17 protein-coding genes and 1 tRNA gene are annotated in these 24,666 nt (G+C 43.9%); 10 read left to right on the top strand and 8 right to left on the bottom strand.

The window, feature by feature from the left end; genetic code table 11:
* Entirely contained in the window at positions 1-1,632 is a 1,632-nt protein-coding gene (gene tagH / locus A3K86_RS18955; protein ID WP_146145591.1) for a type VI secretion system-associated FHA domain protein TagH, read from the bottom strand.
* A gap of 263 nt (positions 1,633-1,895) precedes the next feature.
* Here tagH and A3K86_RS18950 point away from each other — a divergent pair, with 263 nt between their 5' ends.
* Entirely contained in the window at positions 1,896-3,989 is a 2,094-nt protein-coding gene (locus A3K86_RS18950; RefSeq protein WP_068335073.1) for a serine/threonine-protein kinase, read from the top strand.
* A gap of 81 nt (positions 3,990-4,070) precedes the next feature.
* Here A3K86_RS18950 and A3K86_RS18945 read toward each other — a convergent pair whose 3' ends face one another.
* A complete protein-coding gene (locus tag A3K86_RS18945; RefSeq protein WP_068335070.1) occupies positions 4,071-4,421 on the bottom strand; it encodes a 4a-hydroxytetrahydrobiopterin dehydratase in 351 nt (116 codons plus the stop codon).
* 58 nt (positions 4,422-4,479) lie between these two features.
* Positions 4,480-5,292, bottom strand: a complete 813-nt coding sequence (gene phhA, locus A3K86_RS18940) for a phenylalanine 4-monooxygenase (protein WP_068335067.1) — start codon at positions 5,290-5,292, stop codon at positions 4,480-4,482.
* A 374-nt stretch (positions 5,293-5,666) separates the two neighbouring features.
* Between phhA and A3K86_RS18935 the strand changes: the two genes are divergently transcribed.
* The 7 genes from A3K86_RS18935 to A3K86_RS18905 all read left to right on the top strand — a co-directional run bounded on the left by A3K86_RS18935 (position 5,667) and on the right by A3K86_RS18905 (position 14,826).
* Positions 5,667-6,806 carry a homogentisate 1,2-dioxygenase gene (locus A3K86_RS18935; protein WP_068335065.1) on the top strand — a complete coding sequence of 380 codons (1,140 nt, stop codon included), beginning with the start codon at positions 5,667-5,669 and terminating at the stop codon, positions 6,804-6,806.
* 49 nt (positions 6,807-6,855) lie between these two features.
* Positions 6,856-7,899 carry a fumarylacetoacetate hydrolase family protein gene (locus A3K86_RS18930; RefSeq protein ID WP_068335063.1) on the top strand — a complete coding sequence of 348 codons (1,044 nt, stop codon included), beginning with the start codon at positions 6,856-6,858 and terminating at the stop codon, positions 7,897-7,899.
* 41 nt (positions 7,900-7,940) lie between these two features.
* Positions 7,941-8,582: a maleylacetoacetate isomerase gene (gene maiA / locus A3K86_RS18925; protein WP_068335060.1), complete on the top strand. Its 642-nt coding sequence runs from the start codon at positions 7,941-7,943 to the stop codon at positions 8,580-8,582.
* Positions 8,583-8,638: 56 nt separating this feature from the next.
* The gene (locus tag A3K86_RS18920) at positions 8,639-10,798 is read left to right on the top strand and encodes an acetoacetate--CoA ligase (protein ID WP_084406683.1); all 2,160 of its coding nucleotides are present in this window, start codon (positions 8,639-8,641) and stop codon (positions 10,796-10,798) included.
* Between the two features lie 91 nt (positions 10,799-10,889).
* A complete protein-coding gene (locus tag A3K86_RS18915; RefSeq protein ID WP_068335057.1) occupies positions 10,890-11,873 on the top strand; it encodes a CobW family GTP-binding protein in 984 nt (327 codons plus the stop codon).
* A 224-nt stretch (positions 11,874-12,097) separates the two neighbouring features.
* Positions 12,098-13,483, top strand: a complete 1,386-nt coding sequence (locus A3K86_RS18910) for a TldD/PmbA family protein (RefSeq protein ID WP_068335054.1) — start codon at positions 12,098-12,100, stop codon at positions 13,481-13,483.
* Positions 13,483-14,826 (top strand): TldD/PmbA family protein, encoded by a 1,344-nt coding sequence (locus tag A3K86_RS18905; protein WP_068335052.1) that lies wholly within the window; start codon positions 13,483-13,485, stop codon positions 14,824-14,826. Before A3K86_RS18910 ends, A3K86_RS18905 begins: the two co-directional genes overlap by 1 nt.
* A gap of 162 nt (positions 14,827-14,988) precedes the next feature.
* Here the strand turns inward: A3K86_RS18905 and A3K86_RS18900 are convergent, their stop codons facing one another.
* Positions 14,989-15,237, bottom strand: coding sequence for a hypothetical protein (locus tag A3K86_RS18900; RefSeq protein WP_068335049.1), 249 nt, complete (start codon positions 15,235-15,237; stop codon positions 14,989-14,991).
* 607 nt (positions 15,238-15,844) lie between these two features.
* Here A3K86_RS18900 and A3K86_RS18895 point away from each other — a divergent pair.
* Entirely contained in the window at positions 15,845-17,479 is a 1,635-nt protein-coding gene (locus A3K86_RS18895; RefSeq protein ID WP_068335046.1) for a methyl-accepting chemotaxis protein, read from the top strand.
* A 178-nt stretch (positions 17,480-17,657) separates the two neighbouring features.
* Positions 17,658-18,617: a polysaccharide deacetylase family protein gene (locus A3K86_RS18890; RefSeq protein ID WP_068335043.1), complete on the top strand. Its 960-nt coding sequence runs from the start codon at positions 17,658-17,660 to the stop codon at positions 18,615-18,617.
* 122 nt (positions 18,618-18,739) lie between these two features.
* On the opposite strand, the gene fusA is transcribed toward A3K86_RS18890, so the two are convergent.
* The 4 genes from fusA to A3K86_RS18870 form a co-directional block, all read right to left on the bottom strand.
* Entirely contained in the window at positions 18,740-20,830 is a 2,091-nt protein-coding gene (gene fusA / locus A3K86_RS18885) for an elongation factor G (protein ID WP_068335040.1), read from the bottom strand.
* A 370-nt stretch (positions 20,831-21,200) separates the two neighbouring features.
* Positions 21,201-21,291 (bottom strand) — tRNA-Ser (locus A3K86_RS18880).
* A 129-nt stretch (positions 21,292-21,420) separates the two neighbouring features.
* Positions 21,421-21,867 (bottom strand): acyl-CoA thioesterase, encoded by a 447-nt coding sequence (locus A3K86_RS18875; protein WP_068335037.1) that lies wholly within the window; start codon positions 21,865-21,867, stop codon positions 21,421-21,423.
* Between the two features lie 179 nt (positions 21,868-22,046).
* Entirely contained in the window at positions 22,047-24,584 is a 2,538-nt protein-coding gene (locus A3K86_RS18870; protein WP_068335035.1) for an FG-GAP-like repeat-containing protein, read from the bottom strand.
* Positions 24,585-24,666: the final 82 nt, after the last annotated feature.

Below are 24,666 nucleotides of genomic sequence, written 5' to 3'. Positions count from 1 at the left end.
TTATTTCTCTCCTACCCCTTTTAAGCTTGCTTCGTAATGTTTCACAAAATCGTCTAAATAGAATGGTTGCTCTTGACGTAAATCACTCTCTAACTCATAAAACAAGGTTTCATAGCGCTGCCAATTATTTGCTTTTTGCTTAGAGCCAAACCAATTACTTAATACGCCTTCAGGTGCTTCCACACTCGCGATTCGTGCAGGTTCAAGTGCCGACATCACTCCGCGTACCGCACCTTTGGTGCCATAAATCATGGCCTTTTCGTGCTGATCAATATCTGAAAATGCTTCTTGAATCGCACGCTGAGCAGATAGGAAACTGGGTGACTTACGATGGTACAGGTTGTGAATGGCATCTTCGAAATTTGCAGAGAATTTCAATGGGTTATTTTCTTGGCGCTTAAAAGAAGTATGCATCAAACGGTTAGACTGCTTGAAGTCAGCCCGCTTTTGCAGTGTTGTCATTAACCCCGTTAGAAGTAAGTACACACTTTCACCCATTTCAAACCACCACTTTTCACTCATCTCAGGGTGAATTTGATGATTTTGGCTATGTGCGTTCATGCCTTGGATAAAGGCGTTTAATAACTCGGTTTGGTCTTGCTCCCAAGGAAGCGACGAAGCCACATTCGGCTTTACCCTTTTGGCAACAGGTTCTGGTGTTACCTTTGTTTTCTTAGGTCTAGGCTTGGCTTTTGGCTGTGATTTTGCTTTTACTTGGGATTTTGGTTTACTTGCAGCCGTAGGCTGAGGCTTTTCAATCACAGGAGTTAGCACTGAGGTATCAACAACAGCTTCGCGCATCTCCACCGAAGGTGCAGTATGCTCAGGAACAGAAACCGGTTCTGATTCCATCAATGACACTTCTTTCTGAGCGGCTTCTTCAGCAGCACTCGTCTCTGCCATTAGTTCTGTCGATACTGACTCAGGCTCATCATCCAGCTCAGATTCCACGCTCGATGTCGCGGATGACTCAAAAGCATTAGGCGCTGATAAATCGAGTGAAGAAAATACTGTGTCTTCGTTACTACTTAGCTCTACGTTTTCGTCAATATCACTATTTAGCGTTTGTTTAGATTCTTCAGGATTCTCAAATAATGCACTCCAATCTTCAGGAATAGTTTCATTGAATTGCATTAAATCTAAGCTTTCGTTCTGGGGTGACGTAAAACTGTCATCAATATTTCCAATAAAGACTTCATTATTCACATCAGATAAAGGAACAGATTTAGAACTAGGTTCCAAATTAAAATTTTGTTCTGAGTTATTTAACTTATTATCTTGCGATGTATTTTTAGATTCAGTGTTTGCCTGAACTTCTATCTCATAATCACCCAGTGATATTACATCGCCAATTGATAAATAATGGTGATTGTTCTTACCTAAAGGCTCAACCGCACGATTAATAAACAACCCATTAGTTGATAAATCTTTAATAATTACTTTACCTTGGTGCTTTTCAATCACGGCATGTTGGCCTGAAATAACACGCTCAGGATCAGGAAGGCACCAATCACATTGCTCAGCCCGGCCAATATATAGTGGCGCATTATTGTTAGCACTAAATAAAGGCTTGATTACTTCAATTTGAGATGTATAGCGATGATAGCTAATAATAGAAAGCTGAAAGTCCATAATATAACCCACATCTCTAAGCCTTTATTAACTTAAAGATTAATAACATTTTTAAACTGAGACATTATTATGGTTATTCAATCTTTATCATCAATATTATCCACCATTATTTGCGAGGTACTTGGAGTTAAACATTACTATTTATTTTATCAGTTACATTGTTTTCATTTTTACTCGGGGACAAAACAAAGTATCATTAATTTGTGATTGCAATGATCTTTACTGATTATATTATCTCCGATAATTAGCATCGGAGATCTCTCATGGCCAAAAAAACATCTAAAGAAACCACGCAACACAAAAACAACTCATCCCATGAGACAGAAAACAAAGAAGATTTAAATAATCAAACTGTAATTAAAAATACCAATAACGAGACCAAACATACTCGTAAGCCATCTCCTAATTCAGCCAAACAGCCTGATGAGAATACAAATACTGAATCTAATAACGCTGACTTATTAAATACCGTTATCAAAGGGCGCTATCGTATAGAATCTCGTATTGGTCATGGTGGAATGTGTAACGTCTATCGGGCGACGGATTTATTATTAGAAGCAGCTGGAGTTGCAAACCCTTTTGTAGCCATTAAGGCACTACAAAATGAATTTATCAATCAGCCCGACGCTGCGAAGGTGCTGATCCACGAAGCACAAACAACACAAAAGCTAAGTCACCCCAATATCATTCGGGTGTACGACTTCGGGATCGACAAGAAGATCTACTACATCGTGATGGAATACCTTGATGGTGAAACGTTGGATGTTGTGATCCAACGCTCGCGCCCACACGGTTTACCATACAAACGCGCAATTCCGTTACTTGATCAAATGATGTCGGCACTCACTTATGCCCATAAAAACGGGGTAGTACACGCCGATCTTAAGCCGAGCAACATCATGTTGACCCGTGATGGTGAAATTAAGATCTTTGATTTTGGCATCGCGAAAAAAACCGCTATTAAGCAAGATGAATATGCTGCCGTTCAACCGGAGAACGATGTTGAATTTGGTGGTTATACACCTAACTATGCTTCAATTAACTTACTCGAAGGCAATGCACCGAGTGTCCAAGATGATATCTTTGCGCTGAGTTGTATTAGCTACGAACTTTGCTCAAGTAAACACCCTTACCACCGCAAACCTGCCGATCAAGCGCTCAAAGAGAAGATTCAGCCGCAACGTCCTAAACATTTGACGTCATCGAAATGGCGAACAGTGCAACAAGGCTTGGCATTACAGGCGAGTGAACGCCTCGATAATATTGAGCAAATGCAGCAGCAACTTCATAAGCAACATAAGCCAGCCATCATGATTACGGCGGCTATCTTAGGGCTAAGTTCGGTGCTTGGTTATGTGTTCTATCAGCAGAAAGAAACCATTACAGATCTCACCACGACAATTGCGCAGCTAAAACAAGCTCAACATAAAGAAGCGCAACTGAAATACCTCAAACCACAAGAAGTTGTGGATCAGTTAGCAGAGTTACAATCTCAGTACCCTCTCATTGCGCAAGGGCTTCTTCGTGAAAAACAAAATGCGATTATTGCAATTTACGATCATCGAATCGATCAAGTGCTCAATTCGCGTAATAAACGCTTCCCTGATTACTACGCGATTGAAACTGAGCTTTCAAAAGCTGATGTGCTGTACCCTGACTCTCAGCGACTCCATCGCATGAAAACCGATATAACGACGAGCTGGCAATCCGCAATTGATTCCACGGTAAGTCGTATCAATAATGCATTAGAAAAAGGGAACTATCAGCCAACGGCAGAAACCGATATTTACCAGCTGCTTACCGAGCTACAAACGCTCCGTCACGACAGCAAGTTCAACCCAACGTCACTTGCAGAAGAAACCTATGCCAAACAGTTTGCCACGGCGATGAAAACGCAAAACTTAGAAGATATCGATACTCTTCTCAAAGTTGGTGATACTTTCTTCCTCGAAACTGAAGGGACTGTTGAGCAACTCCAGCAAGCGAAAATGCTCAAAAAAGCCATCACTCATTTAGAGATGTACCGTAAAGCCAAATCTGATGGTCTTCCTGCGCCGTTCCCATATGAATCAGCAGAGCTGATCTACGCTCAGCAATTTGACCAATTCAAATCCCAGCTTAAGCGTGTACGCAGTGAAGCTAAATTGGATTCCTTGTTGAATAAAGTTGATAAAGTGGCGAAAGAGTTACCTGCTGACTTTTCATCACTTATCTCTATCCGTTTAGCCAGTGCAAATCAATATTTAGACTTCTCTGAGCAATGGCAGCAGAAACGTAAACCACGTGCAGCACGTGATGCAATGAAAAAAGCGACTCAGCAATTTAACTTGGTAGAAAAAGCGCGCTCACGAGGCTAACGTTTTCAGCCACATTCCACAGCAGTAACACTATAAAAACCAGCTTCATGATAAAGCTGGTTTTTTTGTTAACAAAGCCTATTAGCCTTGCTCATCAAACAAACGATCGGTTTTTGCTGCGCAGATAAAATCGTTCTTGTGCAATCCTTTGATTGAATGACTCCACCAGCATACAGTGACTTTACCCCATTCCAGAGTAATAGCTGGGTGATGAAATTCCACTTCAGCCAACTCCGCGACTTGATTGGTAAATACCCATGCTAGTTTAAAGTTTTTAAAACGGTACTCCCGCTCTAGCTGAAAAATACCGTCTCTCTCTAACACTTTCCAATCAGGGATATTCACCCTGAGAGCGGCCATTTCATCTTCAGTAACACGTGGGGCATCCGCTTGGCATGCTTCACATCCAAGTTCGTGTAATTTCATTGTCATGCAGTTCTCTCCGTGAAAAATCAGCATAAATAAGTAATAGCTAGCATTTTGCTAAGCGCTAGGCTGAAAGTGGATCTTGAGTTGTTGTTTTTGGAGGGAAGAGCGGTCGATGTAGCCCTAATTGTTGAGCTTTTGCGACCATAGCCATCATGTCTTGCTGGGCTAATTGATAGAGGTGTTTAATGGCTGGCAGTTTGAAATAGATAGGTTGCATAATGTCGATACGATAAGGAGTTCGCATAATATCGACAGGATCAAAAGGTTTAATTAGCGGTTTGGGATCTGTCATCGCATAGAGAGTTTCACCTGGTGAAGATAAGATGCCACCACCATAAATTCGCAAACCGTGAGGCGTTTCGAGCAAGCCAAACTCAACCGTAAACCAATACAAGCGCGCCAGAAAAACACGTTGCTGGCTATTGGCTTGATAGCCCAAGCGCCCATATGCATGGGTAAAAGCAGCAAAATCGGGGTTAGTCAGCATCGCGCAGTGGCCAAAAATCTCATGGAAAAAATCCGGCTCTTGCAGATAATCAAACTCTTCACGACGACGTAGGAAAGTCGCTACAGGAAATTGCTGATTGGCAAGCATTGAAAAGAAGCGGTCAAAGTTTATCAAAGCGGGAACTTCAACACAGCGCCACCCCGTGGTGCTTTCCAGTACCTGATTGACTTCATTTAACTGAGGAACGCGATCTGTGGGTAAATCTAATAGCGTCAGTCCTTGGCAATATTCATCACATGCCCGACCTTGAATACAGCGTAGTTGGCGCGTAATTAAGTCATGCCAAATTAAGTGTTCGTCATCACTCCAATGGATCACTCCAAACCGATCCGGCTTTTTTGATACATATTGCGTTGCACTTCCCATAATCTCACCTTTCCCCCTTCCCCTACAGCAAAAACGTCAATGTCATTTTTATATTTAGAACGATGTGTAGCGGTTATGTTTAAAGGTTAGAAAGCAACATGAAACGACGATAACCCATTATTAAGAAAAGCCGTCGCTCATGGCGTAACAAATTATTTACAACATTATTAATATCTCATTGTTCGCTTATCCGTATTCAGCACAGAGATACCAGCTTCTATGACGAAACTGTCAACCTCTGCCTACAATCCCCCCCTAATTTCCCTAACCTTCAGCAGTCAGCCTTTATAGTGATAACAAGCCGTTACCTTGCCGGATCACCAACTCTCAACCAGAGTTAATACAAGCAAACAGTTTTGTTGAGGGATCACAAAATGCGTCAATGGTTTCAATTTCCCATCGTTGAAGGTAATGCATCGCGACAAGCCCATTGCGACTTGCCAGAAGGTACCTTTGAGCGTGAGTGCGGCAAAGAAGGCTTCTTCGGCCCTGCGAGCCATATGTATCATCAACATCCTCCAACAGGCTGGATAAAATGGGAAGGCGAACTACGCCCTCGTGCAATCGATACAAACCGTTTAGCTCCGAAAGGTGATAGCCCATGGGATGCCGAGTTACTGCTTTACAACCAGCAACTTAAAATGCGGTTATGGCGAAGTTCAAAGAATATGGATCATCTGGTTCGTAACGGTGATGGCGATGAAGTCTTGTTTGTTCATCAAGGTAGTGGCGAGTTATTTTGCGATTATGGGCACCTGAGTTTTGGTGACGGTGATTACATTTTATTGCCGCGTGCCACCAGCTGGCGTATCAATATCAAAGATAATGAAACCGTCACGCTATTGATGATCGAAGCGACTAATGGCAGTTACCAAATGGCGGAGCGAGGTCTCGTGGGTCAACACGCTATCTTTGACCCTGCGGTCTTAGAATACGCTCGTATTGACGATGCCTTTCTCGCTCAGCAAAGCAATACTCAAGAGTGGCAAGTCAAACTCAAAGCCCGCAATACTCTTAATACCATTACCTACCCGTTTAACCCATTAGATGCCCAAGGTTGGAAAGGTAACCTCACCGCCTTTAAACTCAACTGGCGCGATATTCGCCCTTTGATGAGTCATCGCTACCATTTGCCACCCTCAGCACACACCACTTTTGTTGCCAACGGGTTTGTGATTTGTACCTTTGTGCCTCGCCCTATTGAGTCCGATCCTCAAGCGCTTAAAGTTCCGTTTTTTCATAATAATGATGACTACGATGAAGTGCTGTTTTATCACCAAGGTAACTTCTTCAGTCGCGACAATATTGATGCAGGCATGATCACGCATCACCCTTGTGGCTTTTCACACGGACCGCACCCCAAGGCATTAAGAAACAGCCTAGAAAGCCCCAAACAACAAACCGATGAAGTAGCGGTGATGATAGATGCGCGCTATCCGCTCGACATCGCGCCATTGCCAGAAGGCGTTGAAAACAGCCAATACGTCTATTCTTGGTTAGATCAACAAAGATAACAACAGCAACTAACCTGAAAACTATAACCCTATTAATCAGGAGCTTATTGTGAAACTAGCCTCATTAAATCAAGGTCGTGATGGTCAACTCATCATAGTCTCCAAAGATCTTCGCCTTGCTGTTCATGCCCATGACATAGCCCCTACGCTTCAATTTGCCCTCGATAATTGGGATATCGTCGAATCGGACTTACAGCACCTATCGCGCGATCTCAATAACGGCGATGCTCAGCACAGCTTTTCTTTCAATCCTGATCATTGCGCCTCTCCTCTGCCTCGCGCCTATCAATGGGCAGATGGCAGCGCATACGTCAATCATGTCGAACTCGTTCGTAAAGCGCGAGGTGCTGAAATGCCGGAAAGCTTTTGGACCGACCCACTCATGTATCAAGGCATGTCTGACCGTTTTATTGGCCCAACGCAAGATATCGAAGCTGCCGATGAAAACTGGGGAATTGATTTTGAAGGGGAAATTGCGATTGTCACCGATGACGTACCTATGGGACTGCGTACCGAAGAGGCGCATCACCACATTCGCTTACTGATGTTGGTCAATGATGTTTCGCTGCGTAATTTGATCCCCAATGAACTCGCAAAAGGGTTTGGCTTTTTCCAATCAAAACCCGCCTCCAGCTTTTCTCCCGTCGCAGTCACGCCCGATGAACTAGGCGATGCATGGTACGACTTTAAAGTCCATCACAGACTCCGAGTTCACCTCAACGACACCTTATTTGGTCAACCCCATGCCGCAACCGACATGACGTTCAATTTCGCTAATTTATTACAACATGTCGCCAAAACGCGTCCTCTCGGTGCTGGCACCATTATTGGTTCTGGCACCGTGTCAAATCGCGACCGTCGTAATGGTTCTTGCTGCTTGGCAGAACAACGTATGCTGGAAATGTTAGAGTACGGTAGCACGCAAACCCCATTCTTACGCTTTGGCGATCGGGTACGCATTGAAATGCTTGATGATGAAGGGCAATCCATCTTTGGTGCCATTGATCAGCAGGTAGTGAAATATCAGCACAAATATTTAGCAGAAGATCTCAACCATCATGCGGTTCATCATCAAGAGCCAAATCCAAAATAGAAAAGAAAAATAAACATAGAGATAAATAAAGGATAGCGACCATGAAACTCTATGATTACTACCGCTCCTCTGCAGCTTACCGGGTTCGGATTACGCTAAATTTAAAGCGGCTTGAGTACGAAGCGATTCCTATATCATTGCTTGATGGCGAGCAATTTAGCGAGAATTACCTACAGCTCAACCCTAACCAACGGGTACCTTGCCTAGATACAGAGCATGGGACGCTTAGTCAGTCGTTAGCAATCATTGAGTACCTTGATGAGTTGCACCCTCAGCCTGCTTTATTACCCGCAGATCCTTGGCAGAAAGCGCAATGCCGATCACTCTCTTTACTGATTGCGTGTGACATTCATCCACTTAACAACTTAGCCGTGCTTAACTACCTCAATAGCGAATGGCAAATCCAACAAACCGAAAAAATGATCTGGTATCACCACTGGCTTAAGCGCGGCTTCACTGCTTTTGAGCATCATTTGATGCACCGCACAATGCCTACCGACTTTTGCTGTGGCGATACACCGACTCTTGCCGATATCTGTTTGATCCCCCAAGTGTATAACGCACTGCGGTTTGATTTTGATTTAACGCCTTTTCCATTAATCCAAGACATTCACCGCGCCTGTGAGCAATTACCCGCTTTTCAGCAAGCGCACCCTGATCGTGTTCATCAAGATAAAACCTAAACAACCTCCCATGAGCAAAACCTCATAGATAACAAAATGAGACGGAAGAGCTGGATATGGAAAAGCAAAGTGCAGAACCACACGGAATAAATAAACAGAGTGATACCAAAGCTGAAAATACGATACCAATGTGGCAGCCCGATAAGCATAAAATTCATGACAGCTTGCTGTATCAATTCATGGTAAGAGTCAGCGAGCAGCATCAATATTTATTTCATGATTATCATCAGCTTCACCGCTGGTCAATTGACCATAGTGACGCTTTTTGGGCTCTGGTGTGGGACTTCTGTGGCATTATTGGTGATAAACAGCTCCCCATCAAATTCTTGCCTTCAAAAGTTGCCTCTCAAACAACAGTATCACTCACAAACAAAGACACACAGTGGTTTGCAAATAGTCAGCTCAACTTTGCCGAAAACTTATTACAACCACTGCTAGCCACTCACCAACATGCCTCAACGAATACCCTGCAACATGAGGAAAAGACAAAAATAAGAGTAGAGCCAACGAGCCTTGCGATTATCTTTCATTGCGAAGGAGAAGATCAGTTTCGACAGCAACTTAGCTGGCAGCAAGTCTACGAGCAGACCTCACAAATAGCGCAATACCTTCAATCAGTTGGCGTTACAAAAGGCGATGTAGTCGCAGGGTATTTACCCAATATTCCTCAAGCTATTATCGCCATGCTAGCAACCACCTCATTAGGCGCAATTTGGACATCGACTTCACCCGATTTCGGCGTGGATAGTGTAGTAGAGCGGTTTGGACAAACCGAACCCAAGGTCTTATTCGGCGCAAATGGCTATCGTTACAACGGTAAAATACACAACCGTGAAGAAAACCTAGCGCAAATACTGGCAAAGCTCCCAAGTGTTCAGCACTGTGTGTTAATTGAACATATTCGCCAAACAGCAACACAGTCAAAGCAGCCCCTTGCTCCCCTCTTGCCTACAGTCCAACAAGTAGAGCAAACAACATGGCAACGCATTCTCAAGCAAAACCCACCCTCAAACTTATCTTTTACTGCCGTCGCGTTTAACGATCCGCTCTACATTCTTTATTCTTCGGGCACCACAGGTAAGCCGAAATGTATCGTTCACAGTGTCGGTGGCACTTTGCTTAATCACCTCAAAGAGCACCAACTTCACTGCGATATAAAGCCAGGCGATAACATTTTTTATTTCACCACCTGTGGCTGGATGATGTGGAATTGGCTCGTGAGCGGATTAGCTTCAGGCACAACACTCATACTCTATGATGGCTCACCGTTTTACCCTAACGGTGAAGTGCTGTGGCATCTTGCTGAACAGGAAAATGTGAGCTTATTTGGCACCTCAGCCAAATATTTAGAGGCACTCGAAAAACAAGGCTACCAGCCCAATCAGCTTGGTGTTTACCCCGCATTAAGAACGCTATGCTCAACCGGTTCTGTACTTGCGCCAGAGCAATTTGATTATGTCTATCGCGCGATTAAATCCAATCTCCAACTATCATCCATTTCAGGAGGGACAGATATTTGTGGCTGCTTTGTCATCGGCAACCCACTGGTGCCAGTGTATCGCGGTGCCTGCCAAGGTCCTGCGTTAGCGATGGATGTACAAGTGTATGACCCTCAAGGTAGCGCTGTGATTGAACAGCAAGGTGAACTGGTGTGTTGTAACAGCTTTCCGAATCAACCGATTGGCTTTTGGCGCGATCACGATGGCTGCCGCTATCACCAAGCTTATTGGCAAACCTACCCAAATACTTGGCATCACGGTGATTTCGTGATGCATCACCACCACGGTGGATTTACTTTCTTTGGTCGCTCAGATGCCGTCTTAAATCCCGGCGGAGTACGGATCGGGACTGCTGAAATTTACCGTCAGGTCAATCCGCTACCAGAGATTGTCGATTCCGTGGTTATTGGTCAACAGTGGCAAAACGACATTCGAGTGGTACTCTTCGTTCAACTACAGTCAGAGCATGCGTTAACCGATGCGCTCAAAGCGACTCTTTGCCAGCGCATTAAACAAAACTGCTCACCACGCCACGTTCCTTCGGTGATCTTAACGGTCAACGATATTCCACGCACAAAATCAGGCAAGCTAGTCGAACTGGCAGTCAAAGAAGTGGTTGAGCACCGCCCCGTTAACAACATCGGTGCTCTTGCCAATCCAGAAGCGCTGAAAGAATTTGCCGATAGAGTTGAGTTGCAGCCTGATAGCAAGCATTGAGTAGTTAGTATTAGGCAAACAGAGCGCATTTCGGTAAAGTGAGTTTTGTAATAATATAACGTTTATTTATGTAGCCATTAAACGGGGCCTTATGAAGCGCATTCCAACTAATATCATCACTGGCTTTTTAGGTGCCGGTAAAACGACCTCAATCTTATCGCTGCTGGCTCGTAAACCAGAAAACGAAAAGTGGGCAATTCTGATCAATGAATTCGGAAACGTCGGTGTAGACGGAGCGATGCTCAATAAACAAGGTGCTCTAGTACAAGAAGTGCCGGGCGGCTGTATGTGCTGTGTGGCAGGACTGCCAATGTCGGTGGGCATCAATGCTCTACTGGCGGAAAAGCCAGATCGCCTGATTCTAGAACCTACGGGTTTAGGGCACCCTAAAGAGATCATCAACAAACTAACGTCTGAGTCTTTTGCTAACTACATCGATTTAAAAGCAACCATCACTTTGGTGGATCCTCGCCACTTCTCTGATACTTTGTACACCGATAACCAAAACTTCCAAGACCAACTTGCTTTGGCAGATGTTCTTGTTGCTAACAAGGTCGATGAGTGTGTCGATTACGATTTAATCGCCTTTGAAACTTTCGCAGAATCATGCGAACCAGCCAAAGCGGCGATCGGTAAAGTAGAACAAGGTGAACTGGCTCTTGAGTGGCTTGAATTAGAACGCGTGCAACGTCAAGCAGCCCATAGCCACCACCATCACCACAGCGATGACGCAGCCCCACTACCGGGGTTTGAATTGGCACCGGGTCAAACATACGTACGCAAAGAAAATTCAGGTCAAGGCTACAAAAGTTGTGGCTGGTTCTTCGCGGCCGATCAAGTTTTCGATTTCTCACAACTATTTAAACTGCTTTCCAACGTTAACGCGATGCGAGTAAAAGCCGTTGTGAATACTGAACGTGGTTGTTACGCCTTCAACGCCGTTAACCAAGTAGTTTCAGTCAATGAGCTGTCGCTAGAAGGGTTTGAATCTCGCTTTGAAGTGATTGATAAAGACCTATTGCCGTACGACGAACTAGAAAACATCCTACTTTCACTCATCCAACAAGCTGAATAGTCTTAAAAAAGCTATGATAGAGAAAAGCCTATCCAATTCATGACACGAGATCATGGCGGCTAGGCTTCTCTGTCATGCTTTATCGCACACATGCTATAGAGCTAACTCATAGAAAACCGCTAGATTAATACTCATCGAAAAGTCGGTATTGAGGCATGTTCTCCCCCCCTTCTTTTTGATCAGTACAAAGGCGGTACAAACATCTATTTCAGCAAGGAGCACCTATGCTAAACCCTGCTATTGCAAAGTCGGTCATTGACCATGCGCTATTTCTGGGCGCCGATTTTGCTGAACTCTTCGTGGAACACCACCAGTCTAGCTCGGTGGAATTAATCTCTGGCAAGGTAGACAAAATTAACTCCGGTATCGATTTCGGTATTGGTATCCGCCTTTTCTTCGGTCACAAAGTGCTTTACGGCTACACCAACAGCACAGAAGAAGAAGAGCTAAAACGCGTAACTAGCCTGCTAGCTGCTAAAGATAAGCGTGAACAAATTGCCCAAGCGGGTGCGCTTAACCTTAACCGTTACAACAGCAAGCACCAATGTAAGCACCCACTGACAAAAGACACCAACCTTGAAGGTAAAATTGCCTTCCTACGCCATGCTAACCAAGCGGCTCGCGATGAAGACGAGAAAATCTCGCAATTCATTGGTCGTATTTTGCAGCGCGAACAACAAGTTGAGATCTTCAACTCAACAGGTCTTCATATCGGCGATACACGCCACTACTCTCGTGTGGCTGCTACCGCGATAGCACAAAATGGTAGCGAGCAATCAACAGGCTTTGAAGCCCCTGGCGCTCTAACAGGTTGGGAATTCCTCGATACCTTAAATGCCGAACAGCTAGGTCAGGATGTCGCGAAACAAGCGATGATCAAACTCTTCGCTGAGCCTTGCCCATCCGGTGAAATGCCGGTGATCATTGGTAACGGCTTCGGTGGTGTCATTTTCCATGAAGCATGTGGACACTTACTAGAAACCACTTCAGTTGCTAAAAAAGCCTCTGTGTTCCACGACAAAATGGGCGAGATGATTGCAAACCCTGTGGTCAATGCCGTAGATGATGGCACCATGAGCAACGAATGGGGCTCAATCAATATTGACGATGAGGGCATGGAAACCCAGCGCACTCAGTTGATCAAAGACGGCAAGCTCACCAGCTTTATGGTCGATCACATGGGCTCACTAAAAACTGGTTATGCGCCAACAGGCTCTGGTCGTCGCGAGTCTTACAAATACGCTCCAACTTCTCGTATGCGTAATACCTTTATCGAAGCTGGCGATAGCAGCTTAGATGACATGGTGAGCAGCGTTGAAAAAGGGATTTATGCCAAGAAGATGGGCGGAGGCTCGGTACAACCAGGAACGGGGGAATTTAACTTTGCCGTTCAAGAAGCGTATCTGATTGAAAACGGTAAGATCACTAAGCCCCTTAAAACAGCGACCTTAATCAGTACAGGTCCTAAGGTACTGCAAGAAATTAGCATGGTTGGGCAAGACTTCGCACTCGCGGCAGGCATGTGTGGTTCTGTAAGTGGTTCAGTACCAACCACAGTGGGCCAAGCGGCTCTGAAAGTCGATAACATTCTTGTGGGAGGCGGTAACTAATGGCAGATTCAAACAAACTACATAACGCAATCAATCATGTACTTGAGCGCGTAGAGGCAGCCAATGCCCAAGCCGATGTCATCGCTAACCGCAGTAACAATTTCTCACTCAAAGCCAATGCTGGTGAGCTAGATGAGTACAAGGTTACTTCTGGGCAAGTGATTGGGGTACGCGTGGTAAAAGAGGGTCATGTCGCCACGAGCTACTCAGAATCATTAGAGCCAACCAGCCTTGATGCGATGGTAGAGCAAGCCCTAACCAACGCTAAGTTCACCCAAGCCGATGAGCATCAAACCATCAGCTGTGTCGATAGCAAACTCACTACAGAGGTTGCTGAAATTTACCAGCAAGACGATGCGACAGTTGATGATAAAATAGCTCTCGCTCTTGCGCTAGAAAGCGGTGTTGTTGCTAAGCCTCATGCCAAAAGTGCTCCTTATAACGGCTTTGGCGAATCAGATAGCCAAGTGATCCTCGCCAATACTCAGGGCACATTGTGTCAGCATCAAGAGCGCTCAACTTATTGTTACGCTTATAGCCTGATTGAAAAGGATGGCCTGCAAGCAATGCATGGCGGGATGTCATCTGGTCGTCGCTTTGAGCAACTTGATCCAGAATTCTGTATCAATCACGGCTACGAGACAGCATTTGCGCTACTAGAAGGCAAACCTATTGCCACCAACAGCTACAGCGTTATGTTCGAATTAAGCTGCTTAAGCAGCTTATTTGGCGCTTTTGGGATGTGTTTGTCAGGTCAAGCAGCCATGAAAGGCATCAACCCTTGGCGTGAAGCATTACACACCCAAGTAGCAAGCCCACTGCTGACCGTGTCCGACATCGCGATGATTGAAGGTGGCTCTGCCATCAAGGCGTTTGATAGCGAGGGCTATGCAACTAAAGATACGATTTTAATCGGTGAAGGTGAGCTGCAAAGCCTACTACACAACAGTCATACAGCCAGCTTCTTTGGCATTGAAAACACAGCTAACGCCTCACGTTCTGCGAAAGGTGGCCTAGGTGTTTCCAGCCGCCACACTGTAATTGCAACAGGCACCAGCTCTGAAGCGGAAGTAACAGCGGGAGAATACCTTGAGCTTGTTGAGCTTCAAGGGGTTCACTCTGGAGCGGATGCTGTAAGTGGTGACTTCTCATTTGGCGCTAGCGGTTTCTTATGCCGTGATGGTAAACGCGTACAACCAGTGCGAGGAATTACTGTTGCAGGTAACTTCTATCAAATGCTGAAAGAGATCGATGCTGTTGGTAACCAACTTCAAAACGACTACGAACGTGACTTCTTTGCCCCGCAAATTCGCTTCGCGCGTTTAAATATCGCAGGTAGTTAACAATATAGTTCAAACACAGCCCTGGCTTAGGATGAAGCTGGGGCTTTTTCTTCACGATCCCCCAACGCCTTGTATCAAGTCAGGCCAACAACCAACCCAATATTTTGATATCAAAACATTAAAATTAATTTAAACACAACCTATACTGGAAATGAGATACCTTTACCCGATAGCAATATCAGGGTCTACTTCAAAATAAGAGTTAATTGCGCAATCAGAAAATTCTTGATTAATAAAATCCACAACCAAATCAATCGAATTCACCGACCAAATACACTGACAAGTGGCTTCGTGAGGATCAAACATCGCAGTAACGACCTGCATCCCTGCTGGCGGATGGTGTAATTTTTCGCTTGCCTTCTTACGAAATAAGACCGCATCTGTTATTTCGTGCTCAATCGCTACATACATAATCTAACTCCTATGCCTCCCCTTCTATAAATTATAGATGAAGAACGTCACATAAAAGTGCTAATAGCCGCTTCTCATCTCCACAGCGTGACAAAGCAGATAATAGCGATTAAAATCAATAATTAACAATAGAAAATTCATGTTTCTTTACTGCGAATTACTGTAAATAACACAGGAGAATCATTGCCATACAGAGTAATAGGAGCCCCAGTAAATGGTTAAAACGAAATTTCCACAATAAAACAATAGTCAAACAACCATTTATAAAATCGCATAGTTCAGTATTTTATATACTTTTAATCAATAATAACTTTCAGGATAAATCTGAAATTTCACCCTCGCTCTATTAGTTTAATAAAATTGCTCCTATCAATATTTAAATGTCATTTTCCATTAATAATAAAGCAATTTATTTTCAATTATTTATTCTTGTCGACCACGAATTAATATCGCTTTTTTATTTTATAAATAACCATCAAGTTCATGAATGCATGGAAATTGAAATTTATTTAAATTTTCACTTAAGAAAAATGTAAAAGCGTCGATACCCAACCAACAAGTTCAACAGCAAACCACAATACAACATTCTAAATTGATGGAGTCATTAATGCCGCTTTCAATCAAAAACCTTTCAATACGTAAGCAAATTCTTATGCCTACGTTATTCGCCACCGTATTAATCATGGCGGCGCTAGGTGTAGCACAAAATAATATTAGCCATGTTATTGATGAAATTAGCGAAACTACTTCTTCCGCACTTCAACATAAAGACGAAGTCGATGATCTTGTCGATCATGTTTACCTGATGCGTATGGCTGCGGTTTATAGCCTATACGACGAAGATAAAATGCGTGAGTTCCCGCGTGTAATGGCAACTACCCGACAAGATGCACACAAAGTGATGGCTGATCTCGGCACCTTACCAGAGCTGAGTGATGAACTTGCAAATGTAAAACTCGCTCTCGATAACTACATTGCTTTCGCAAAAAACACCATGATCCCATCGCAGGAACAGCATAACAATGGTGCTCTATCAAACTCACAATACCGTTCAATGGTAAACGAGTTCCGCGAAACAGGTAATAAGCTAGTATTGTCGATGGATGCATTAAGCGAGGAAGTCACTCGTGTGATCCAAGAAGAAATTGCTTACGAAGAAGAACTACTTACCGATACTATTTTCCAAGCCGCATCGCTAACACTCTTATTCCTTGCTATTTCTATCGCTGTCGCTTGGTACCTAACCGGCTTGATCACTCGCCCTATCACTAACCTGCAAAACGCAATGCGTAAAGTAGCGAAAGGCGACCTCAACGCTCAAGTGGAGATCGCGGGTAATAACGAAATCGGTCAACTTTCAGAAGACGTAAACTCAACAGTCACTCAACTACGTACGACTGTAGATTCCTTGGTTCGCATTAGTGAAGAAGTAGCATCTGCTTCAACAGAGTTGGCATCGGTAATGACGCAATCTGAAGCCAATGCCGACCAAGAGCGCATCGAAATCGAGCAAGTAGCATCAGCGGTTAACCAACTATCAAGCACTGCCCAGAACGTTAACGAAAGCGCACTCAATGCCGATTCTACAGCGCAAGAAGCCAACCGCATGGCACAGCAAGGCTTAGATCTGTTCACAGAAAGCAGCGAAGCCGATGAAAAAATGGCATCCCAGCTAAATGAAGCCGCTGAGATGGTAACACAGCTGCAGGCTCAATCTGAGCAAATTGGTAAGGTTATTGAAGTTATCAGCAGCGTCTCAGAGCAAACTAACCTGCTAGCACTGAACGCAGCAATCGAAGCAGCTCGTGCAGGTGAAAGCGGTCGTGGTTTTGCGGTTGTTGCTGATGAAGTTCGTATGCTTGCAGCACGTACTCAAGAGTCAACTCATGAGATCCAAAGCATCATTGAAGAGCTACAGTCGAAGTCTGGGATCGCTAACGACAGCATGCAATCTGGCCTTGATATGCTTCAGCGCAACCGTGAGCTTGCCAAACAGACGAACGACGCGCTGATCAGCATCACTGAGTCAGTATCAGATATCACGGAAATTAATACCCAAGTTGCCACTGCAGCAGAAGAACAATCGCAGGTAACAGCTGATATTAACCGTAACATCACCAACATCTTTGAAATTGTAAGCCAAACTGCTGCAGGCATCAGCCAAAGTGCCTCCGCAAGTAACGAAGTATCTGCACTAGCAGAGCGCCAGAAACAAGAACTAGGCTACTTTAAGCTTCACTAAGCCCTACATACGCTATTCCAGCAAAAACGCCGCGCTAGCTAAGCTAGCGCGGCGTTTTTTTATCTATCAAGGAAAGTATCAACATTGTGATTCTTTGATAGCAAAAAGATAAGTTTTTGCTATTGGATTTCAGTAAACTGCACATCAGTAAACTTTGACTCTGACTGATGGACCCAATATGAGCAAATTAACCGTTGTAATGTATCACTATGTCAGAGAGATAAAAGACTCAAGATATCCTGAAATCAAAGGGCTAGAGCTAAACCAATTTATTGAGCAAGTCACCTTCTTTAATAACCACTACCAAATAGTTTCCATGGAAGATGTTATCCGTCACAAAGAAGGTAAAATCGCACTACCACACAATGCCCTGTTACTGACCTTTGATGATGGCTATGCTGAACACTTCAATCATGTCTATCCCGTATTAAAAGAGATGGGGATTCAGGGCTCTTTCTTTGTTCCAGCCAAAGCGATTCTCGAGCACACTTTATTAGATGTAAACAAAATCCACTTCATATTAGCGTCACTAGCGAACACTGCAGATATTCTGCAAGACTTAAAATTTGATATTGAAAAAAACAAGCTGAAACATCAACTTAAAAGCTTTGATGAGTATTACGCAGAACTTGCTGTCGCCAATAGGTTTGATAATAAAGACATCATTTTCATTAAAAGAATACTTCAGCACGCTTTACCAGAAGTGGTGAGAAATGAACTCTCGAGCAAGTACTTCGAGAAATACGTTGGGATCGCTGAAAGAACCTTTGCCAAAGAGCTCTATATGAATACTTGGCAACTAAAACAAATGGTAAGAGATGGCATGCACATCGGGTGTCATGGGTATGATCATTATTGGTGGGATAAGCTAGATAACGGCGCATTGCACGCAGAAATATCAAAGTCTAAGGACTTTCTTCAATCATTAGGCTGCGACATGACAAATTGGACAGCATGCTACCCTTACGGCTCCTCTAGTCAGGATGTGATTGATGAATTAGAGAAACAAGGGTGTAAGTTAGCGTTCACAACCGAGGTGGATATCGTAGATATTGAAACAGCGTCTCCATTTCTTCTCCCAAGACTAGATACCAACGACTTCCCACCTAAGAGTCAAAATTACAAACAGCACGGTTAGTAACGGTATAGATTGTAGCGAGCTGCAGCTGTAGCAACTCAACAATGACATTTCAAAAAGCATAAAAAAGCCCCGATAGCATTGCTATCGGGGCTTTTGAGTTAAGTAACGTTAAGTTCTAATTACTTTTTAGAAGCTTCGCGCTCTTTAACTTCTGCAATTACTGCTTCAGCAACGTTTGCAGGACATGGTGCGTAGTGTGAGAACTCCATAGAGAACTGACCACGACCAGAAGTCATTGTACGTAGAGTACCGATGTAGCCGAACATTTCTGATAGAGGAACGTCTGCTTTGATACGTACGCCAGTTGCGCCAGCCATTTGGTCTTTGATCATGCCGCGACGACGGTTAAGGTCACCGATTACGTCACCAACGTGGTCTTCTGGAGTGAACACGTCAACGTGCATGATTGGCTCAAGAAGTTGAGCACCAGCTTTAGGCATAGATTGACGGAATGCACCTTTCGCTGCGATTTCAAATGCTACTGCAGATGAATCGACTGCGTGGAAACCACCATCGAATAGTTCAACTTCAACGTCTAGTACTGGGAAGCCAGCTAGAACACCGTTGTCCATCATGCCTTCGAAGCCTTTCTCTACTGCAGGCCAGAATTCTTTAGGAACGTTACCACCAACTACAGTTGATGTGAACTTGAAGCCAGAACCAACTTCACCTGGCTTGATGCGGTAGTCGATCTTACCGAACTGACCAGAACCACCAGACTGTTTCTTATGCGTGTAGCTATCTTCAATCGCTTGAGTGATAGTTTCACGGTAAGCAACCTGAGGTTGACCAACGATTAGGTCTACGCCGTAAGTACGCTTAAGGATATCTACCTTAATGTCTAGGTGAAGTTCACCCATACCTTTAAGGATCGTTTCGCCTGAATCTTCGTCAGTCTCAACTTGGAAAGATGGATCTTCTGCAACCATCTTACCGATAGCGATACCCATCTTCTCAGAACCGCCTTTGTCCTTAGGAGCAACAGCGATAGAGATTACTGGTTCTGGGAAGATCATTGGCTCAAGAGTACATTCGTGCTTAGGATCACATAGAGTGTGACCAGTTTGAACGTTCTTCATACCAACAACAGCGATGATGTCACCAGCTTGTGCTGAATCGATCTCGTTACGTTGGTCAGCGTGCATCTCAACCATACGGCCGATACGCTCAGTCTTACCAGTTGCTGAGTTAAGAATCGTGTCACCTTTCTTCATTACACCAGAGTAGATGCGGATGAAAGTTAGGGCACCGAAACGGTCGTCCATAATTTTGAACGCTAGAGCACGTAGTGGCTCTTCAGCAGATACTGTAGCAACTTCACCAGTTGGCTCGCCGTCTTCTGGGTTAGTTAGAGGCTGAGCGTCAACTTCTGTTGGAGATGGTAGGTAATCTACAACTGCGTCAAGAACTAGTTGAACACCTTTGTTCTTGTATGCAGAACCACAGTAAGTTGGGAAGAATGCTAGGTCACGAGTACCTTTACGGATACAACGCTTGATATCTTCGATAGAAGGCTCTTCACCTTCCATGTAAGCTTCCATTAGGTCATCGTCTTGCTCAACAGCTGTTTCGATCAACTCTTCACGGTAAGCTTCTACGTCGTCAACCATATCCGCTGGGATATCTTGGATTTCGTAGTTTTCTGGAAGACCAGTGTCATCCCATACGAAAGCTTGACGGCTTAGTACGTCTACAACACCAACGAAGTCGTCTTCACGACCGATTGGTAGAGTCATAACTAGTGGAGTTGCACCTAGAACGTTCTTAACTTGGTCAACAACGTTGTAGAAGTCTGCACCCATACGGTCTAGTTTGTTTACGAAGATCAGACGAGCAACTTCTGATTCGTTCGCGTAACGCCAGTTAGTTTCTGACTGAGGCTCAACACCACCAGAACCACAGAATACACCAACACCACCATCAAGTACTTTAAGAGAACGGTATACTTCAACTGTGAAGTCTACGTGTCCTGGAGTATCGATGATGTTTAGACGGTGATCATTCCAGAAACAAGTAGTCGCAGCTGACTGGATTGTAATACCACGCTCAGCTTCCTGTTCCATGAAGTCAGTAGTTGTTGAACCATCGTGAGTATCACCGATTTTATGGATTTTACCAGTAAGCTTCAGGATACGCTCAGTAGTAGTGGTTTTACCCGCATCAACGTGCGCGAAAATACCAATGTTTCTGTATTTAGATAAATCTGTCATTGTTTTTCTCTATAAACAATTACTGTCACTATTCAGGGTGGGGAGTATAACACTTCTTGTGATAAACAAAACATAGCTATAGCGTCAATTACAGGAATCACTGCATATAGTGTTGATTGTTTTGCTCACATCGGCATCAATTTGCTCATTCACCTCAAATAACCTGACAACATGCTGTAATAAAGGGGTGAGTGTAGCTTGCTAAAATATAGCACTGTCTGTGCAATACTCACGTAAGCTTCACCCTAAATTTTAGGCACTGTTGAAGTCAGGACGCCTAGATAACCGCACTCACGAGCGAAACTAATGTTTCAACTCACAAACACATGCTATATACGAAAAAACCCGCCTCAAGGCGGGTTTTAAAATGTGGCGGAGAGATAGGGATTTGAACCCTAGATACGCTACAAACGTATGCCGGTTTTCAAGACCGGTGCTTTCAACCACTCAGCCATCTCTCCGTAAGTGCGGCGTATACTAACGTCCAAACTAAAAGCTGTAAACCCCTATTTTCACTAAGTGAACACATTTTCTACAAACAATCATAAAAAAGTGCTACTCAAGCCTAATTCTATGCATGCAGAGCCTCTTTACTCCGCAATAACAGTGCTAGATGCTTCTAATTCAGTGATTTTTTGCCTAATCGTTGCTGGGATTGATGCCTTTTGCTGCTTATTGAAGTCCACCATCACCACTTTGGCACTGCCTTCGGTCGTGATCTTACCTTGGCGTTGGCTATAAATGATGTATTCCATGGTAAAGCGGTCATCACCAAGTTCACAGATTCGCGAACCCACTGACAAGGTATCCGGAAAGGTAACTGGGCGTTTGTATTTGCACTGCGTTTCACTGACCACTGGCCCAATACCGCTTTGCTGAATTTGTGCCATTAAGGCGAGTTGCTGGAAGTAATCTATGCGCGCGGTTTCAAAATAGCGGAAGTAGACCACGTTATTAACGTGATTAAGCGCATCCATCTCGCCCCATGCGACAGGGATTTCAGTGATCACTGGGTAGCCTTCAAGCTGGTCCTTCATCTTTATCTCCTTGCAAACATCTTCCATAGAGTATTAACACTAGACCCAATCGCCCAATTTGTACTAATTGAGCTTATTGACACTCAGCTGCCTACCTACCGCCAAAACAAAAAAAGCGGCAGAAAAACTGCCGCTTATATATAGAAGAAAGATGGAGCTAGTTAGATGGCTACATCCGATTAATGAGGCGTATTATGGTAGATACGCGCCCCAACTGAAAAAGGTACTTTGTTATCATGACCGAGTACAACAAGGTCTTCATCACCGTCCCCATCTAAATCCGAAGTATACAAGCTTGATTGTGTGGTAAAGCCAGATTGATCAACAAGCTCACCTTGGAAAAGGAAATGCCCATTCCCCTCATTTTGAAAAAGGGTGGATGCCCTTGGGATGTCTTGCATCAATAGTACATCAAGGTGACCATCACTATTGACATCAGATAAGATTGCTGACGCACCACCAGAACCTAATATTTGTGAATTCTCACTAAATGCGAGCTGCGAAGCACCATTATTAATAAATAAGCGATTACTCGCGGCATCAGTAACTACAACATCAGGAAAACCGTCAGCGTTTAGATCACCGACAGCGACAGCGCTAGATGAACGCATATACTCATTATCCCATAGTGGTACCGTCTGCTGGAACTGCCCTTTACCGTCATTCAAATACACAATGCCATCACTGTATGTACCAGCGCCAGCATAAACAATATCAAGATGCCCATCGCCATTCATATCATGAACTGCAATCAGATCAGGTTTTGAGGCATTCGTTTTCCCTTCTAACCTAGGAAGCACTTCTAAATACTGCCCTTGCCCATCGTTACTCAAAATAATAATTTCATCAATTTGGGTAGCATGTAACACAATATCTAAATGACCATCACCCGTGATATCAGCAAATTTAGCTGTAGGAATAGAAGTGCCTTCATGAACTAGGCTTGATTGAGAAAAGTTTCCTTTCTTATCATTGATGAAAACTCTCACATTACCTTTATCATCAGAATCAGCAACAAGGAAATCCAAGGCATTATCGCCATTAATATCACCAACATCGACATAACGGTTTGAGTAATTGCCTAATTTGTAATCTTCAAACCCATACATACCATCTTCTTGCATCACACCTATGCGATAACCAGGGCTCCCACTCATCAACAATTCTTTGCTACCGTTACCATTGAAATCTGCAGCAATCACTAAATTTGGGCCAAAGTGATTATAATCACTCACCACCTGTTGTTCGACAAAGTTACCAGTACCTAAATTAGGATCACGCTGTAGGTAAAGTGCTTGGTTAACCACCTCAAGCGGTTTTACCGTTACCGTCTCAAGCGCTACATTTTTCTCTTTAGTCGCTTTTACTTGATACTCACCGCCAATCACGTGCACTTTTAACGACCCAGGGCTGAGTGATTTACCCGTAATGCCAACCAATTCACCGTTGAGGTAAACGCTAGCACCACTTGCAGCTTGGAGGTCTTTGGTCAGCACATTGAGGTGCATCGTGCCTTTAATATGGCTAGTGATCACACCTTCACGTTTTAGTGTGAGCTTACAACCACTACTTTGATTCAAACTAATGTCCAATTCACTCGCACATTTGGCGTATGGCACAGTATTGAATTGCTCAGCCGCTTCATTGGCGTGATGGAACGACATTGTCGCGGTCACATCTGTGTAGCCTTTAGTTTCAAACACACCTTTCGCGTAGTAACCACCTTGGTTATCACTCATGACATCCAGTTGTTGCTCATGAATAAGCTCATCGTTATCGCTTGATGCCATCCGAACAATTAACGCCACTTGGCTTTCATCGCCCACTTCTTTGACAATTTCAGACGGTACGCTAAACGTAAACTCGCCCAAGTCTTTCAACTCATCAAGCTTAATGGTGACATCTGCCTGCAGTGGGATCACGTCCATCTTGGCATCAGAACCTTCGACAATATTTAAAGTGGTGTCGTTTTCATTCTTACCCACCATCAAGTCACCGTCGTACAGTTTCAGCGCCATCGTGTATTCACCTGGCTGAACATTCAGTACCACTTCGGTTAGACCCGTTTCTTTATTAATAGTGAATACACGTTCGTCATCACTATTAATCGTTAGACCAAATTGTGGTTCAACCAATGAAGCGAGTTCTTCAGCAGTAAATGAAAAGTTGAGGTAGCTAACATAGTGAGCGAAGTCTAAATCAGTGATGGTTTCACCCATGTTTGGCTTAAGCACAAACTCCAATTCAGGCTGCTCGTTATCTTCAATCTCTTGACCTAAGGATTCAGCCAAATATTGGTGACCTTTATGATCTTCAACAATCAGTAATAAATCATACACACCCGGTTTTAAAGACAAAGCACGATGAGACTGCACAGTACCATCTGCTTTCTGTGTGATAGGCCAATCGTAATCTTTCACATCATCAGGCTGATTACGGTTAGTAATACGTAATGTACCTTTGTAAGACACCTCTTTGCTGGCATTTTTGGCTGCACTCAGTACTGGATTCTGTGAGTTCGCGCTTTTCGTTAACGCATAGCCTGATGCTTGTGATGACTGAAGAGTTTGTAAGTAAGTGGCTGCAAACTGCGTATTGATAACAGCTTTTGGAGTTTCATTAGTCGTTGGCTGATCGGAAGCGCTGCCATTACATCCCGCTAACGCAGCACTGACTGCAAGGCTAACCAACCAAGTTCCTATTTTTTTTGGTTTCATTGTTGTTATTTTCTCTGCATGTGAATTATTGAGCATATACTCATAAGCGAGCTGGATATTACCGTCCAAATGGATTAAACCC

Source organism: Photobacterium jeanii, from assembly GCF_001650345.1.
Lineage (GTDB): Bacteria > Pseudomonadota > Gammaproteobacteria > Enterobacterales > Vibrionaceae > Photobacterium > Photobacterium jeanii.
Note: the sequence above shows the minus strand (reverse complement) of the source record. Positions and strands in the feature narration are given on the sequence as shown.